Origin of the sequence: Pseudomonas sp. SWRI50, assembly GCF_014269095.1 — a bacterium.
GTDB lineage: Bacteria > Pseudomonadota > Gammaproteobacteria > Pseudomonadales > Pseudomonadaceae > Aquipseudomonas > Aquipseudomonas kermanshahensis.
In genome coordinates this window covers 227,136-243,038 of record NZ_JABWRW010000005.1, presented here as the reverse complement: position 1 = coordinate 243,038, position 15,903 = coordinate 227,136, and the positions used below count along the sequence as shown (strand labels likewise).

At 58.7% G+C, this 15,903-nt stretch carries 13 protein-coding genes; 5 read left to right on the top strand and 8 right to left on the bottom strand.

Annotated features, from left to right (window positions below; genetic code table 11):
- Positions 1-19: 19 nt before the first annotated feature.
- The 5 genes from HU750_RS08285 to HU750_RS08265 all read right to left on the bottom strand — a co-directional run bounded on the left by HU750_RS08285 (position 20) and on the right by HU750_RS08265 (position 7,534).
- Positions 20-2,485: an efflux RND transporter permease subunit gene (locus tag HU750_RS08285; protein ID WP_186678476.1), complete on the bottom strand. Its 2,466-nt coding sequence runs from the start codon at positions 2,483-2,485 to the stop codon at positions 20-22.
- 4 nt (positions 2,486-2,489) lie between these two features.
- On the bottom strand, positions 2,490-3,578 hold the full coding sequence (locus tag HU750_RS08280) for a WD40/YVTN/BNR-like repeat-containing protein (protein WP_186678475.1): 1,089 nt from the start codon (positions 3,576-3,578) through the stop codon (positions 2,490-2,492).
- 58 nt (positions 3,579-3,636) lie between these two features.
- Positions 3,637-5,001, bottom strand: a complete 1,365-nt coding sequence (locus HU750_RS08275; protein WP_186678473.1) for a DUF1329 domain-containing protein — start codon at positions 4,999-5,001, stop codon at positions 3,637-3,639.
- A 12-nt stretch (positions 5,002-5,013) separates the two neighbouring features.
- Positions 5,014-6,693, bottom strand: a complete 1,680-nt coding sequence (locus tag HU750_RS08270; RefSeq protein WP_186678471.1) for a DUF1302 domain-containing protein — start codon at positions 6,691-6,693, stop codon at positions 5,014-5,016.
- Positions 6,694-7,063: 370 nt separating this feature from the next.
- Positions 7,064-7,534: a MarR family winged helix-turn-helix transcriptional regulator gene (locus HU750_RS08265; protein ID WP_099454190.1), complete on the bottom strand. Its 471-nt coding sequence runs from the start codon at positions 7,532-7,534 to the stop codon at positions 7,064-7,066.
- Between the two features lie 285 nt (positions 7,535-7,819).
- Between HU750_RS08265 and HU750_RS08260 the strand changes: the two genes are divergently transcribed.
- Together HU750_RS08260 and HU750_RS08255 are read left to right on the top strand one after the other, a co-directional pair.
- Positions 7,820-8,773, top strand: a complete 954-nt coding sequence (locus tag HU750_RS08260) for a PDR/VanB family oxidoreductase (RefSeq protein ID WP_186678468.1) — start codon at positions 7,820-7,822, stop codon at positions 8,771-8,773.
- 36 nt (positions 8,774-8,809) lie between these two features.
- Positions 8,810-9,886 carry a Rieske 2Fe-2S domain-containing protein gene (locus HU750_RS08255; RefSeq protein WP_186678467.1) on the top strand — a complete coding sequence of 359 codons (1,077 nt, stop codon included), beginning with the start codon at positions 8,810-8,812 and terminating at the stop codon, positions 9,884-9,886.
- Between the two features lie 108 nt (positions 9,887-9,994).
- Here the strand turns inward: HU750_RS08255 and HU750_RS08250 are convergent, their stop codons facing one another.
- A complete protein-coding gene (locus tag HU750_RS08250) occupies positions 9,995-10,915 on the bottom strand; it encodes a LysR substrate-binding domain-containing protein (RefSeq protein ID WP_186678466.1) in 921 nt (306 codons plus the stop codon).
- Positions 10,916-11,040: 125 nt separating this feature from the next.
- Here HU750_RS08250 and HU750_RS08245 point away from each other — a divergent pair, with 125 nt between their 5' ends.
- Genes HU750_RS08245 through HU750_RS08235 form a run of 3 tightly spaced genes read left to right on the top strand, consistent with a single transcriptional unit; the run spans position 11,041 to position 14,058 of the window.
- Positions 11,041-11,934 (top strand): sugar phosphate isomerase/epimerase family protein, encoded by an 894-nt coding sequence (locus HU750_RS08245; protein WP_225935634.1) that lies wholly within the window; start codon positions 11,041-11,043, stop codon positions 11,932-11,934.
- Positions 11,931-12,710, top strand: a complete 780-nt coding sequence (locus HU750_RS08240; RefSeq protein WP_186678464.1) for an SDR family NAD(P)-dependent oxidoreductase — start codon at positions 11,931-11,933, stop codon at positions 12,708-12,710. Before HU750_RS08245 ends, HU750_RS08240 begins: the two co-directional genes overlap by 4 nt.
- Positions 12,711-12,747: 37 nt before the next feature.
- Positions 12,748-14,058, top strand: coding sequence for an MFS transporter (locus tag HU750_RS08235; RefSeq protein WP_186678463.1), 1,311 nt, complete (start codon positions 12,748-12,750; stop codon positions 14,056-14,058).
- Between the two features lie 24 nt (positions 14,059-14,082).
- Here the strand turns inward: HU750_RS08235 and arfB are convergent, their stop codons facing one another.
- Both arfB and HU750_RS08225 read right to left on the bottom strand, forming a co-directional pair.
- The gene (arfB, locus tag HU750_RS08230; protein WP_085272877.1) at positions 14,083-14,496 is read right to left on the bottom strand and encodes an alternative ribosome rescue aminoacyl-tRNA hydrolase ArfB; all 414 of its coding nucleotides are present in this window, start codon (positions 14,494-14,496) and stop codon (positions 14,083-14,085) included.
- Between the two features lie 27 nt (positions 14,497-14,523).
- Positions 14,524-15,717 (bottom strand): MFS transporter, encoded by a 1,194-nt coding sequence (locus HU750_RS08225; RefSeq protein ID WP_186678461.1) that lies wholly within the window; start codon positions 15,715-15,717, stop codon positions 14,524-14,526.
- Between the last annotated feature and the right edge of the window lie 186 nt (positions 15,718-15,903).

Here is a 15,903-nt window from a genome sequence, read left to right as displayed (position 1 = left end):
CTTGTTGTTGGGGCGAAGGTCAGCGGGTGGCGGTATCCAGCAACAACGGGCGACCCGTGGCGGCGGCCTTGGCGGGCTGCATATCGGCGACTGGCTCGGCGGCGACGACTGCATCGCTGCGGCGGGTCGCTGGCAGCAGGAAATAGGCGAGCGCTGGCAACAGCAGCAGTGCGCCGACCATGTTCCAGACGAACATGAAGGCCAATAGCACGCCCATGTCGGCCTGGAACTTGATGGGCGAGAAGATCCAGGTGCCGACGCCGATGGCTAGGGTCACGCCAGTGAGCATCACCACCTTGCCGGTGGAGACCAGCGCGCGGTAATAGGCTTCGGAAAGGCTGGCGCCCTGGCGCAGGTGGCCAAGCATGATGCTCATCACATACAGCGCGTAGTCGACGCCAATGCCCACGCCCAAGGCGATCACCGGCAAGGTGGCGACCTTGACGCCGATGCCCAGCCAGACCATCAACGCCTCGCAGAGAATGGAGGTAAGCATCAGCGGGATCACCGCACAGAGGGTGGCGCGCCAGGAGCGGAAGGTGATCAGACACAGCAAGATCACCGCGCCGTAGACCCAGAACAGCATCTCGCGATTGGCTTCCTTGACCACGATGTTGGTAGCGGCCTCGATCCCGGCGTTACCGGCAGCCAACTGGAATTTGACTTCGTCGGTGTCGTTGGCAGCGGCGAAGGCTTCGACGTGCTCCACCAGCCGGGTCAGCGTTTGCGCCTTGTGGTCGGAGAGGTAGACATAGAGCGTGAGCAAGTTGCACGACTCGTTGTACAGGCCGCGCGGCGCGCTGGCAGTGATCATGTTGAGCATCGCCTGGTTGTTCTGCAGTTCGTACCACTTTGGGCTGCCTTCGGAGAGACCTACCAGCATCCGACGGTTGAGCAGCGCCAGCGAGTTGGTCGAGTCCACGCCCGGCAGGCTGCGCAGTTGCCAGTCCAACTCATCGACCTTGCGCAGGATGTCGTAGCGTGCACAGGCGCTGTTTGGTGTACGCACCATGATCGCGAAAAGATCGCTGCTGGCCCCGTAACTGCGGGTCATGAAGGCATCGTCCAGGTTGTAGCGCGAGTCGGCGCGCAACTCTGGGGCCCCGGCGTCAAGATCGCCGATGGCCAAGTTCAGGCTGACCAGGAAGCCGAGCACTGCCATCACCAGGCTGACAACCACGCAGACGGCGGCCCAGGGCTTGCGGGTGAACAGGTCAAGGAAGCGCCAGAATGCATGACGCACCTGGCCCCCCTCCTCGGCCCGCTCGCTTCTAAGGCTCAACGCAGCAGCGCGAGGACTGACGCCGACATAGGAGAGCAGCACCGGTAGCAGGATCAGGTTGGTGAAGATCAGCACGGCCACACCGATGCTGGCGATGATCGCCAGGTCCTGGATCACCTGGATCTGGATAAGCATCAAAACGGCAAAGCCCACGGCATCGCACAGCAGCGCAGTGAGGCCTGCGAGGAACAGTCGGCGGAAGGTGAAACGCGCAGCCACCACGCGGTGCATACCGCGACCGATGTCCTGCATGATGCCGTTCATTTTCTGCGCGCCGTGGCTCATGCCAATGGCGAACACCAGGAACGGCACCAGCACCGAATAGGGGTCCAGTTCGTAGCCCAGTAGGGGCAGCAGGCCAAGCTGCCAGACCACCGCCACCAGCGAGCAGAACACCACCAGCAAGGTACTGCGCACACAACGCGTGTAGCCGTAGAGCACCACCGTGGTGATCAGAATGGCAACAGCGAAGAACAGCAGGATCTGCTCCAGGCCTTCGATCAGGTCACCGACTTTCTTGGCGAAACCGGTGATGTGGATATCGACGCTGTCGCTCTGGTACTTCGCCCGCAGGGTCTCCAACTGATCGGACAACACCCGGTAGTCCAACGGCTTGCCATCGGGTGTGCGCGCCATCAGCGGCACGTAGATGATGCTGGAGCGCTGGTCGAAGGCTACCAATTGACCGATCTCGTTGGACAATTGCACGTTGCGCCGCAGTTCGCCCAGCGATGACGGGCTGCCATCGTATTCATCAGGAATCACCGGGCCGCCGTCCAGGCCCTCTTCGGTCACCGAAACCCAACGGGTGGCAGGCGTCCACAGCGACTTCATGTAGGCGCGGTCAACACCCGGCAACAGGTAGATCTGGTCGCTCAGCGCCTGCAGGGTACGCAGGTAATCGGCGTCGTAGATATCACCGTGGCGGTTGGTGACAGCGATACGCACCGCATTGCCGATGCCGGACAACTCCTTCTGGTTGTCCAGGTAGTTGGCGATGTAGGGGTGCCCGGTGGGGATCATCTTCTCGAAGCTGGCATTGAGCTCCAGGCGGCCCGACTGCCAGCCGAGCAGCACGGTGGTCAGCAGGCACAGCAACAGCACCCAATGGCGGTGATTGAACAGTGCGCGTTCGATCAGCGATCCAGAGCGAGGATCGAAGCTATCGGACGCGGATGACAGGGTTTGGCGAGCGGAATTCATTGACTCACTCCGAAGCGGAAACGGTGGGCTGTGGCAGGCGCGAAAGCCCGGAGAACCCCGCGGCAACGAGGCTGCCATCGGCGGCCTGGACGATGCCTGAGACCGGTTTGCGCAATGATTCGGAGACCGGGGTGAATCCCGAGGGAGCGCTTGCAAACAATCCGCCCGCTTGATTGGCCAGCAGCACGCGACCATCGTTTAAAACACTGGCATCACTGAAGGACACCGGCGCCAGGGTCGGCAACGCTTCGGCGCGCTCGGCCCCGGGCGCCAGGACAAACGCGTGGCCTTTGAGCCCGCCAATGAGCAGTGCACCGTCGCCGCGCGCTGCCAAGGTGAACAGCGTGCCGGCATAGGGGCTGCTTATCTGTTCGAAGTGTTCTCCGTCCAGCGCCCGCGCTAAGTAGCCCTGCTCGCCGGCCAGCACCAAGTCATTACCTTGGTACGCCACGGCATACAGGTGCAGGCCCATTGGGTTATCGATCTGGCCCATCGCTGAATGCCAGCTAGCGCCGCCGTCATCGCTGCGCAAAGCCAGGCCGTAGGCACCGACCACCAGCACATGCTTGGTGTCACGGGCTGACAGCGCCAGGAGTGGTTTGTCGGGCCCTTCAGCAAGCAGGCGTTCGGCGGTTTGTACGCGTACTTGCGCCACTTCGTCATCCGCCTGGTTCGACAGCGCGCTTTGCGCTGCCTGCAATTCAAGCTGCGCTGCACGCAGGCCATCGAGCTGAAGTCGCCAGCTTTCGCCACCGTCGCCCGTCCCCAGTACCACACCGCCATGGCCCACGGCCCAGCCGACATTGGCATCGGCAAACTGCACTGCGGTGAGCCCCACCGATACCGGCACGCTGGCTTGACGCCAATGCTCGCCGTTGTCATCGGATAGCAGGATCAGACCGCGTTCACCTACCGCCACCAGGCGCTGGCCCGCCAAGGCCAGGGCAGTGAAAACCCCGCGCTGAGGGTTGGCAACCTTGGCCGCCGGGCTCTGTAGTACGTCGCCGACCACCAGCCCTTGAGCCAGGCAATAAGGCGCAAAAGGCATAAGGAGGGCCAACAACAGGCCACTCAACTGACGCAGTGTGTTCATATCTACCTCGATTCTGTCGCAGGAGGGGAAGGCGCTATGCACCCTCCCCTGAACATCGTCAGCGCACGCCGCGCCCGGCCATTGCGGCAGGTGAGAATTCAGCAGGTTTGTAACGTTCAACCGAGGCGTACTGCTGAGCTTTGCCGGTGTATACGTTCTGGATGAACCAGGCACCGGACACCAGGTCGTAGAAGCCCGAAGACAACTGGGCCACCGCCGGCAGGTCTGGCATCACCGCAGGCAGCGACCACAGGGTCTTGGCCAACTGGCCATTGGCGTCCCAGCGGTCACCGAGCATGGCTTGCCATGTGTCCTCGTCGAGGTAGTACCGCCCTTTGGGCAACTGGTGACGCTTGCCGGGTGCAAGTTCGGCGTCTACCACCCACACACGATGGAGCTCCCAGCGCACTTGATCGGGGTTCAGGTGATGTTTGTCGAACAGGTCTTCAGGCTTGCCGGCAGCCTGGACCTTGTTGGTGTTGTAGGGGATGTACATCTCTTGCTTGCCCACCAACTTCCAGTTGAAGCGGTCCAGCCGACCTTGGAACACACTCAGCTCATCGAACGACATCACGCCTGCAGTCGCCGGCGTAGGAGTGTCGCAGCAGGCGTTGGGCAGCTTGCGCACTCGTCGCTGGCCGGTCAGGTAGACGTGCGCCTCTGACTTGTCGCCATTGAGGTTGGTACGTCCCATGATTTGTTCGCCTGCCCGCAATGGCGGGCCAACGTTGAGCAGGCGGAACAGCCAATAGTCACCGTCGAAGCTGGCGGCGTTACCATCCTTGTAGTAATACGGCATCTCCTGCACCGCTTTGCCGTCAGTGGTGAGCACTTGAGCACCATCGGCGGTGATCAGGTAATGCCGGAAATCCATCGCCAGTGACGTGCCGCGCCAGTTGAGGATGTGGTTCCACATCGCCTCTGTGCCGTCTTTCGGGATCGGGAACGGAATACCGCCGTAGGCACCTTCGGGCACAAGGCCTGCACTGCTTTGCACCAGCTTGGCGTGCTTGGCATTGTTCAGGGTGTTGTCGTACACCCATTGCGGAGCTGCAGCGCTGCGCCGGGTTGAATAAACGTCGATGCGATAGGTATCCGGGTAACGCTTGAACATGGCTTTGGTGCCATCGCTGAGTTTGGCCGCGTACTGGTCCATGTTCTTGCTAGTGATGCTGAACAGCGGTTTGTCAGCGGCAAACGGATCGCCGCGCTTGCCACCCTCTTTGAACGCGGGGTCCACCTTGGTGTAGCCGCCGTCCCAGGCCGGAATGCTGCCGTCGGCGTTACCGGCGCGCTCAGCGCCCAGCGGCGTCAGTTGCTTGCCCAGATCATCCGGGCCAGCGGCTTGCGCGAGTTGCAAACTGAGCGCGGCAGCGCCGAGCAGGGCCACACAAAAGTGCTTGAGTGAGAAAGGAATGTTCATGCACGCGTCCCCTCAGAATGTTGTTTTGACCGAGAAGGCCAGGTAGTCCCGGTCTTTCAGTGATTGTTTGAACGTAAACTGGCTGGCGGCGTTGAGGTTGGTGTCCTCTGGGCCGTAGTAGTGGGTGTAGGTCAGGCCGAAGGTGACTCGGTCCAGGTAGGTGGCACTCAGGCCGATGTTGAAATCGCCACCGCGGTCCGGGCCAAAGCTGCTGATCACCGCCGATTTGCCCATGGGGAAGTAGCTGACGCCCACTGGCACACTGAGGTCGATGCCAGGGAAAATCTGCCGATATGTCGGGCTGTACACCAGCTTGATGCCAACGCCGTCGTCGGTAGCGCTCGGGTCAAGCGCAGCACGGTTCTTGGTGACACTGAGCAAGCGGTTCCAAGCGATTTCGCCGACCAGGCTTGCCTCATTGGCGATGAACGAGGGGCCCAGCGACGCCAGCATGTTGAGGTTCAGGTGCGCCGTGCGGCCCACGGCATAAAGCGGATGGTCGTCATTGTCGGCAACCATGCCCGGCGTAACGGTCTGGCCGTTGGAAACCAGCGGCATATTCCAGCGCATGGAGGCTTCACCGGCGAAGCTGTACTCATTCAGCGTGGTGGCAAAGCTTGCGCCCAGTGCACGGATCTCTTCGGGATAGACCCAGTAGTATTCGCCGATCTGGCCAGTGGCGAAGTTCGGTCCGGTAGCGCTTGGCTTCAAGTACAGCTTGGGGGATTTGTCGTGGTACTGGATGGCGTAAAGGCCGTACTCAACGGTGTCGGCGGTGTAGCGCAACTGCAGGCCGCCCTGCCCCGAGCTCTTGGCTTCTTTGTCGTTGCCGTGGAAAAAGGCTGCCGGGCTGCCGGGGTTGCCGCCCAGAAATGGCGGGAACGGTGCGCCGACAATCAGTCGCTCGTTACCTTCGCCAATGGTGTCGCTCACCGAAAAATAGCTGCCAGCCCCCGGCAAACGGGTTTCTTCCCATTCGAACTGGTAGTAAGCGCCGACTGACAATGCATCGGTCAGTTGATAGGTGGTCGACAGCTGGCTGACCGGCCGGGTGATTTCCTTGAACTGGGTGTTGGGTACCGACACTGCCTTGACCACGTCTACCGGTGCCATACCGCCAGCGATACCGTTGGCGCCGAAGAACAGGCTTTCACCCCAGATCAGCCCGTGGCGGCCCAGACGTACCGAGAGCGCACGGTCGGCCAGATCACCGTTCCAGTAGACAAAGGCATCCAGTAGCTCGCCGTCGCCGCCGTGCAAGTGGCGGGTATCGTCGGTGAATTCGTCGTAGGCAACCGAACGCTGGTTGGCCCGCGTCGGGTCATTGTTGTCGTTGTCTTTCTGGTATTCGGTATCGAACCAGCCCGCGCCACTGATTCGCGCGCCGTATTCGCGGTAGCCAATGTCCAGTTCAGAGAGTACATCCAGGCGGTTGGAGATCAGGCCCTTGTCAAAGTTGCGGTCGCCATCGTCCTGGTTCAACGCCACCGAGCCGCTGCTGAGCTTGCTGCTTTGGTCCTTCAGGCGCCAGGCAGAGCTGTACTTGAGCGTGTTGTCCCACCGCAGACTGAGGTCAGGGTTGTCGGTCTGCACTTCAAACGCCTGGGCACATGGAAGACCGCAGACCAAGGCAGTGGCGAGCGTCAGAGTGAAAGGCGCACGCCGCGCTGCGGCGATGGAGCGAATAGCCATCGAACGAACCCTCTTTTATTGTTTTTGTTGGCAATTTTCTTTGCCACCACGGCCGGACGAGGCGAACGGGATCGATGCGATCGACCTGCCGAGGTGAAGTCAGCTGGCGGGATAGACCAGACGACGGGGACAGGTTGACCTCAGTGCAGGGCTCTGACTAATCGCTTGTTGGGATGTGACCTATCGGCAATCGCGATACTTGTGGCCAAGCATTGAATAGTGCGGTTGCGATGCTCCGAGGGGGGGTATGCCCGCGCAAAGGTGCGAAGGCAGCCTGGAAGGTTGATACCGGAAGGGGGCGCCGGTAGCCGGTAGTGTTATCTCAGGTGCAGCTTGGTCGTCGAACGGATGAAGATCATGGTCATCACGCTCAGGGGTTCTCTGGATCGTAGTCGTTGACGTGAGAGACCTGGCTGTTCAAGCGTCCAAGCAAGTTAATCAAGGTATCGACTTCGGCTGACGAGAGGCCACTCAGCAAGCGACGCTCTCGTTCAAGCGCAACCATCAAGACCCGGTTGTACAACTGCACACCGCTCTCGGTAAGCGAAACGGTGTAGCGCCTTCCGTCAGCAGGATCTACTTCCGTACGAACTCGCCCTGCCACCTCCAGCGCCTGTAGAGAGCGGCTAACAGCACTTTTGTCGAGGCCGATCACCTGGCAGATACGATTCGCCGTTATCCCGCTTTCCACTGCCAGCATGGACAGCATCCTCCACTCCACAACGCCAATCCCGAAGTGTTTTCGATAGCACTGCGAAGCCCCTGAGGAGAGTTTGTTCGACAGAAAATTCAGCAGCGCGGGCACATAGCGGGCGAGGTCTAGCTGGGGGGCTGAGGACATCGAGAGCACACCTTAAATTGGCCTTGAAGAAAATTAGTTGACACCGCAACCAATTGGTCCGAGGATTTACTCAACCGATAGCTGGGGCCAGCCCAGCATGATATGCCGTCACAGCACCTCACAAAAATAATTATCAGGTAGTGCCATGAACACCCGTCACCGAGTCACTTCCCGCGTCCCTGGCTGCAAGCCAGAGCTGCCGCCATTCGCGCCAGGCTGACCTCCTCCCGGTCGATCGTTTACCTGTGAATTTTCAGTAGCCACTTGAATGTGGAGGGATGAGTCATGTTTGAAGTCAACGTCAGCCGCAAGGCAATCGAAGCAGAAGGTGTTTGCAGCTTTGAATTGAGCCCCTTGGATGGCGGATCACTTCCGCCCTATGAAGCCGGTGCCCACATCGACGTTCATGTACCAGGCGGGTTCATTCGCCAGTACTCGCTGTGCAATGACCCACGAGAGCGTAATCGCTATCTCATCAGTGTTCTGAGGGAGCCTAGCTCCCGCGGTGGCTCGCAGGCAATGCACTCAGCTGTAGAGCAAGGTCAAACGCTGACGATCAGTGCGCCACGCAATCTGTTCCAGCTCGACCACCGCGCAAAGCGCCACCTGCTGTTTGCCGGGGGCATTGGTATTACCCCAATCCTGGCCATGGCTTATGAGCTTTCGCATCGCAGCCTGGAGTTCGAGCTTCATTACTGCTTCCGCTCCAGCGACCGTGCAGCATTCGTTAACGCACTTGCTCATGCGCCGTTCGCGGACCGCGTCACTTTCCATGATGACAGCGGCGTGCAGCAGCAAAAACTGAATGCCGCCGCCATTCTCGATAGGGTCGATCAAGGTTGCCATCTGTATGTGTGCGGCCCCACCGGCTTCATGAACCACATTCTGGAAACCGGCGAGGCTGCCGGCTGGCCGCAAGCGCGCATGCATCGGGAGTTCTTTGCGGGCCAGATCAGTGACCAGGGTTCGAACACGCCCTTCGAGGTAGTGCTCGCCAGGAGCGGTAGAGCCTTTGAAATTCCAATCGACCGCAGCGTATTCGAGGTGTTGGACGACGCGGGAATTGAAGTTCAAACATCCTGCGAACAAGGCGTGTGTGGGACATGCGTGACACGCGTGCTGGAGGGTATCCCGGATCACAGGGATCAATTCATGACCGCCGATGAACACGCCAGGAATGATTGCTTCACGCCGTGCTGCTCCCGGGCAAAGTCACCTCGACTCGTACTTGACCTCTGATCTCTAACCAACACATTCACTGCAACGGAGACTCCTATGACTGCCTCTCCCCTTCAGTCACTCGCCCAGGATATTGCACCCGCCAAGCCTTCCACATTCCCGCTCAATCAATGGTATGTGGCTGCGTTGGGCTGGGAACTCAAGGATCGTCCCGTGGGCCGGACCTTGCTGAACACATCAGTCGTGATGTTCCGCACCGCGGATGGCAAGGTGGCGGCACTCGAAGACCGATGCTGTCACAGGGCACTACCGCTGTCTGATGGAACACTTGAAGCCAGCGGCCTTCGCTGCGGCTATCACGGTCTCTTGTTCAATGAAGCCGGTAAATGCATTGAGGTCCCCGGCCAGGAAAAAATACCTAGCAAAGCAAAAGTGGCAGCCTTTCACGTGGTTGAAAAAGACCAGATCGTTTGGATCTGGTTTGGCAGCCCCGAACACCCAGAGCCTATCGATGAACCTCCTGCCTACGATGTTCACACGAATGGGCATTATCTTTTTGAGGGTGACGTGTATCACTACGACGCGCCCTATCAGCTCATACACGACAACTTGATGGATCTAAGCCATTTGGGCTATGTCCACCTACGCACCATTGGCGGCAACGCCAGCGTTCACATGAATGCCCAGATGACGGTAGAAAGTGACGATCATTCGGTTCGCGTTGTTCGACACATGCCTGACTCCGTCCCACCTCCGACCTATATCGCCGCCTACCCATTCAAGGGCACTGTCGATCGCTGGCAGGAAATTGAGTTTCATATCAGCCACTTGCGTATTTGGACCGGCGCTGTAGATGCCGGAACCGAGCCCCTGGACAATCCGCAGCGGGGCGGCTTCCACATGCGCGGCTTCCACGGCGTGACCCCGGAAACCGAAACCACTAGCCATTACTTCTGGACCATCGCCACCAACCCGGAAAGCAATCACGAAGAAGTTAAAGCGAAAGTAGTTGAGCAAACCATGATGACATTTGATGAGGACAAAGTTGTTATCGAATCTCAATACAAGAACCTGTGTCGATTCGGTGAACGGCAGATGATTGATATTCATGTTGACGTCGGTGCCAACAGGGCCCGCCGGATCATAGAAAGGCTTTGTCACGCCACCCGCTGAATGCCCAGTGCATTTATATCGTGCGGTTATCAGGCTACGGGGGCGAGCGGGATCGTCCCCCATCACCACCTGCTGTAGGTCAGTCGATATTGAGGCCCATCCAGTCACTCAGTTTTTGGGCTGCACTTGAGCACACCATTGCCTCAACAGCTCGGCAAAAACAGTCGCCGCCTCTGATAATGGCCGGTCTGTCGGGGACGTCAATCCTATCGGCGCACGAAGCAGTGTGCTGCTGAACGGCAATTGCTGAACTAACCCCATGCGTATATCCAGATCGACCACCCCCCGCTGAACAAACCACACCCCATCGAAATCTTGCACATACACTCGCGAGAATGTCTCGCTCAGAGATTCCTGTATTTGAAATCCCTCAACCCCGCCCTTGGATAATAGAAAATTGTCGACGCTGATCCGCACCAAGGTCCCGTGCGGCGAAACGACGAGCGTGTAGGGGCGCAGATCTTCCAAACCAAGATGACGCTGCCGGGTCAATGGGTGGCCACTGCGTACCACAAGCACCAGATCCTCTTCGTAGAGTGCTTCAAACACCACACCTACCATGTCCCGTCCGATCAAGCGACCCACGATCAAGTCGAGTTCACGCGTTCTCAGCTTGCCCACCAGGTAATCGTAAATACCGGAAGCGACCTGCACCTGAATATGGGGATATCGTTGCCGCATCTGCTCTACGACAGGTGCAAGCATGTAACCAGCAGCAGTCGGTAACGCACCCACTTTCAAAACCTGAGGTGCTTGGGGCACATCTTTCACTTCCTCCATGGCCAGCCGGAAGTTGGCCATGGTCTGAGTGGCATGCTTGCTGAACGCCTCGCCCGCTTGCGTCAGTTGTACCCCTTTTCGCCCACGCACCAGCAACTGGGCGTCCAGTTCCTGCTCAAGCTCCTTGATGCTTTTGGATACCGCCGACAGCGTGATGTGAAGAAGCTTGGCAGCCGTCACAAGGCTGCCAGAGCTAACGACTGCGAGGAACACCCTGAAATGACGAAGACTGATGGGTGATGGCTTCATTCAACACCTCTGTTTATCAACCCACAGGTTAACCAAAGGTGGCTTTTATATCAATTTAATGAACCAGCTGTTTGATTTAGCATCCAGCCACCCCACCACCTAGGGGTGTGATTAAGGTGCTGTATATGACACAACAAAAAACGCCGCGTTTAGGCGTCTCCAGCGCTTCGCTGCCTACGCTTTCCCCAGAACACCTTGTCGAGCACTTAGCGCGGGAAGGCTACCAAGGTGTGGAATGGCGGGTGGCAAATGTCGATAACCTGGATGCTGGGCGCCCATGGGACGCGCGAAGCAATAACCGCTGTACCGTGCCTCCCACTCATCAGGCTATTGATCGCATTTACCGTCACTGCCAGTCGCACGGCCTCGAGATTTTTGGGCTAAGCCCTTACCTGGCTGTCGGGGACATTGAAAATGCGCGTCTCCTCATTGACCTGGCCGCTCAAGCAGGTCAAGCCCGACTTCGACTCTGGGGCCCTGGCTACGAGAATCAGCGTTATGCCGCCGGCTATTCGACTATGCGCCGCTTCCTCGATGACATTGTCCCGCTCGCCGAAAAAGCAGGTATTCAGCTCGCGCTTGAAGTCCACCAACGAACCATCTGCTCTAGCCCTTCGCTTGCAATGCGAATCGCTGAGCACTATCCGGCGCAGCAGCTGGGCATCATTTACGACCTAGGCAACCTCGCAATCGAGGGGCGAGAGGACGTGCAGCTGTCGCTGGATCTGATGGGCGATTACCTCGCTCACGTGCAAGTTAAAAATGTGGCGTACGTTCCGCAGGCCCCTGGCGAGGGCTGGCGCTGGGAATGGTGCCCGCCGGATGAGGGGGTGCTACCGCTTCAATCCATGCTGAAAACGCTCCGAAAAAACGGTTTCGACGACTGGATCTCAATTGAGGATTTTGACTCGAGCCACACCGACGTATCGAAGCTGTCCCGGAACCGGGATCTTGTGCGTCGCTACATGAATATGACCACCGTCGCTTGCGAAACAAGCCCTGAGGTACCGTGCCCATGAATACAACACATGAAAATCGCCGCGTTGCACTCGTCACCGGCGCCGCTGGAGAACTGGGGCGGGCAATCTGCATTCGCTTGGCCAAAGATGGAATGCACATTGCGGCCGCTGATATCGACTTGGAAGCGACTCAGGGCTTCTTGAAACAGCTTCAACTGGCGCCCGGCCAATGTGCCGTTGCAGTCCAGGCTGATCTTGGCATCCCCGCGTCGATCCGTGAAATGGTCGAGCAGGTGGGTCAGCAGTTTGGTCGCATCGACGTTGTGGTCAACAACGCAGCCGTTAACCACCGAGGTTCTATCTACGACTTCGACGTCGCGAAGTGGGATCACATGATGGCTGTAAACCTCCGCGCTCCGGCGTTGATTTGCCAGCACGTCGCCCCCTACTGGCAGCGACAAGCAAGTGGTCGAGTAATCAACATGGTGTCGCGATGCTGGGTAGCGGGCGGCCCTCCTGCCTATGTGGCGTGCAAGGCTGGCTTGGTGGGCCTGACACGATCGATGGCTCGAGAACTAGCCGACTACAACGTCACCGTAAATGCCATTGCGCCAGGCCTCTTACCCTCCGCATTCACACTGGATGGACGTGATGCAGAGAGCTTTGAGCGAATGGCGCAGGGTTCTATCAGCAATACCCCACTGAAGCGTCTGGCCACGCCAGAGGATATTGCTGGAACTACTTCTTATTTGGCTTCTGGGGACGCCGGATTCGTAACCGCCGAAGTCATTCATGTCTGCGGCGGTAGCCAGCTGGCACCATTTGGCAGCCGCTGAGTTCTCTTGAAAAAACAATTACAAGAAAGGTGTCACCATGCATTCAGATGCCACAAACCACCGGCGCATGGCCCGCAGAGCTGCATTCGGCAGCTTCCTGGGTAGCGTCGTCGAGTACTACGACTTCTTCATTTACGGCTCTGCCGCAGCCTTGGTTTTCAGCACCCTCTTCTTCCCCTCCAATGATCCTATGGCGGGTACGCTTGCTGCGCTTGCCACCTTCGGCGTTGGCTACATAGCGCGCCCAATCGGCGCATTGGTTTGCGGTCACCTGGGCGACAAGTGGGGCCGGAAGCAAGTATTGATGATGACGCTGCTGCTGATGGGTCTCGCAACATTCACCATCGGCCTTCTGCCAACTTACGCGACAGTGGGTGCGTGGGCACCAGCGCTGTTGGTTTTATGCCGTTTGCTTCAAGGGTTTTCTGCAGGTGGAGAACAGGTGGGGGCCAGCTTGCTGACCATGGAGCATGCTCCGGGTAAAAGTAAAGGGTTCTACACAAGCTGGTTGATCAATGGCGCCTCCATGGGGTCGATCCTCGCCACCTCAGTGTTCATCCCGCTCTCCATGTTGAGTGAAGAGCAGCTTCTGAGCTGGGGATGGCGCATTCCGTTCTTGCTCAGCGCAGTAATGGTCGTGATCACGTGGATTATCCGTCGCGGCGTTGAAGAAAGTCCCGAGTTCAAAGCAAGCAAACCTGCCAGTGACCTTCCGCCTGTCGTCGACCTCATGCGCAACGAACGTCGCGCATTCTTTACTGTATTTTGCTGCGCATTGATCTGTTCGGTTTCCTCCCTTGTGATGATTTTTGGCCTCTCCTGGGCCACCAATAACCAAGGGATCGATCGGCCCTCAATGCTTACTGCGATTGCAGCCAGTCAGGCGGTAGCGTTGGTGTGTCAGCCCTTGTTCGGGCTGTTGGGTGACCGAATTGGGCGCAAGACAATCTTCACGGTGGGCGCATTCGCTTGCAGTGCAGGGGTATTCTTCTTCCTCTGGTCAATCACCACCGGAAGCATTGGTCTGATCATCTTCAGCACTGTTGTACTCAAATCTTTGCTTTACAGCGCCCCTAATGCCCTGTGGCCTTCGTTCTATGCAGAGATGTTCAGCATCCGTGTGCGCTATACCGGTGTCGGCTTAGCCACCCAGCTGAGTTTCATCGTTGCCGGTTTCTCACCTAGTCTGTGCTACGCACTCATGTCCAACGGTAGCGACTGGGTCCCGGTCGCGTGCTTCATTGGTGGCCTCGCCTTGGTAGCGGCAATCGCAGCCCTGTCATCCAGGCCTGCCGCCCTCGCCGCTTCGGCTCCAACTCACAACCTGCAGGCGCAATCACAGCATTGACCCAGAGGTGCTGGCCTAACCGCACTAGAAGTCCACCCTACCCCGACCCGCCTTGACCGTACTCCGCCTGGCTTTTCCTTCGAGGCGGCGGGTCTTCGAGCCGAGGGTCGGCTTGGTGGGGCGGCGTTTCTTCTCGGTCTTGCCGGCACTGATGATCAACTCGGCAAGACGCGCCAGTGCGTCAGCACGGTTCTGCTCCTGGGTGCGATACTGCTGGCCCTTGATGATCAACACGCCGTCACCGGTGATGCGGCTGTCACGCAGCGCCAGCAGCCGCTCCTTGTAGAACTCGGGCAACGATGAGGCACGGATGTCGAAGCGCAGGTGCACGGCGCTGGACACCTTGTTGACATTCTGCCCACCCGCGCCTTGCGCGCGGATGTATGTCAGTTCGATTTCGGCATCCGGCAGATGCACGTTATTGGAGATGGTTAGCATGACTGGCCCTTGTAGTTGCCCCCATTATCACCGCCTGCGCCGATCTCCCATAGCGTTTGTGATAACACTCAGCGTGGCTGCGATGAGCAAGAATACGCCACTGGCCATAAAGGTAGCCCGGTAACCGGCCCCGTCGTACAGCAAGCCGCCCACTGTGGCACCAGCGGTGATCGCCAACTGAATCACCGCAACCATCAAGCCACCACCGGCTTCTGCATTGTGCGGCAGCGCCTTGGCCAACCAGGTAAACCACCCCACGGGTGCACACGTTGCGATCAGTCCCCAAAGGCCGAGCAAAAACGCGACTGGAACCACCCAGGTACCCACTGCGATCACGGCGAATGCGATAGCGCTCATGATCAGCGGGATTCCCACCAAAATCCTGTTCAGGTCTCGGTTAACAAGCGCGCCCACCAACAGGGTGCCTAGCAAACCTGCGGCACCAATGACCAACAGCAGGAGCGAGAGCGTGGGCAGGTCGACAAGCGTGACCGTCTCCAGGAAAGGCCGCAGATACGTGAAGAGTGCGAACTGTCCCATGAACAGGAAAGCTACTGCACCCATGCCAAGGGCGATCTTGCAGTCACCCAGCAAGCGCAGGGGGCCGAAGGCCGATACCTGAGTGCGCTGGCTCGGCATTGCCGGCAGGGTGAACGCCTGCCAGATCAACGCCAATGCAGCCAATGGCACGACGCAAAAGAACGCCCCTCTCCAGCCAATCAAGCCGCCCAGGTAGCTCCCAACGGGCGCCGCGATGGCCGTGGCCAACGCAGTACCGCCCTGCATCACGGCAATAGCCCGCGCAATGAGGGCCTCTGGCGCGATGCGCATCATTACAGCAGTGGACATCGACCAGTAACCGCCAATGGCAATTCCAAGCACCGCGCGCCCTACCATCAACGTCAGGTAGTTTGGGGCAAACGCCACCACCGCGCCAGAAACCAGCATGAGCGCAGTTGTGGCCAACAGCACAGGCTTGCGGTCGATCCCCTGGGTCATGGTTGCAAGCAACAGGCTGGTGATGACAGCAAAGAAACCCGAGATGGAAATGGCCTGCCCGGCTTGGCCTTCAGTCAGTGACAACTCGGACGCGATCGGCGTGAGCAAGCTCACCGGCAGGAACTCTGAAGCCACCAGGGCAAAAGCACATAGTGACATCGCCAGGACAGCGCCCCAGACGTGACGGCTTGAGTGTTGAAGGGGTATTGCTGGGCTGTTCATAGCGGTTCTCGTTGTATCAATCTCAAAGTGCACGGGCCTCAACTGCCGCCAATATTCCTCGCATAAACCAGCACACCAGTAGAGCAAACGGGTAGTTTTCTTGCCTAAATGTCCAGCCCCTGGTCACCGGACATGGACAGGGGAAGTGACATGAAAGTAATGTTTTGCCATACGATGATCGGAACC

Coding starts and splice junctions, on each gene's coding strand:
- HU750_RS08285 (WP_186678476.1), bottom strand. CDS start 2,485: ATGAATTCCGCTCGCCAAACCCTGTCATCCGCGTCCGATAGCTTCGAT.
- HU750_RS08280 (WP_186678475.1), bottom strand. CDS start 3,578: ATGAACACACTGCGTCAGTTGAGTGGCCTGTTGTTGGCCCTCCTTATG.
- HU750_RS08275 (WP_186678473.1), bottom strand. CDS start 5,001: ATGAACATTCCTTTCTCACTCAAGCACTTTTGTGTGGCCCTGCTCGGC.
- HU750_RS08270 (WP_186678471.1), bottom strand. CDS start 6,693: ATGGCTATTCGCTCCATCGCCGCAGCGCGGCGTGCGCCTTTCACTCTG.
- HU750_RS08265 (WP_099454190.1), bottom strand. CDS start 7,534: ATGTCCTCAGCCCCCCAGCTAGACCTCGCCCGCTATGTGCCCGCGCTG.
- HU750_RS08260 (WP_186678468.1), top strand. CDS start 7,820: ATGTTTGAAGTCAACGTCAGCCGCAAGGCAATCGAAGCAGAAGGTGTT.
- HU750_RS08255 (WP_186678467.1), top strand. CDS start 8,810: ATGACTGCCTCTCCCCTTCAGTCACTCGCCCAGGATATTGCACCCGCC.
- HU750_RS08250 (WP_186678466.1), bottom strand. CDS start 10,915: ATGAAGCCATCACCCATCAGTCTTCGTCATTTCAGGGTGTTCCTCGCA.
- HU750_RS08245 (WP_225935634.1), top strand. CDS start 11,041: ATGACACAACAAAAAACGCCGCGTTTAGGCGTCTCCAGCGCTTCGCTG.
- HU750_RS08240 (WP_186678464.1), top strand. CDS start 11,931: ATGAATACAACACATGAAAATCGCCGCGTTGCACTCGTCACCGGCGCC.
- HU750_RS08235 (WP_186678463.1), top strand. CDS start 12,748: ATGCATTCAGATGCCACAAACCACCGGCGCATGGCCCGCAGAGCTGCA.
- arfB (WP_085272877.1), bottom strand. CDS start 14,496: ATGCTAACCATCTCCAATAACGTGCATCTGCCGGATGCCGAAATCGAA.
- HU750_RS08225 (WP_186678461.1), bottom strand. CDS start 15,717: ATGAACAGCCCAGCAATACCCCTTCAACACTCAAGCCGTCACGTCTGG.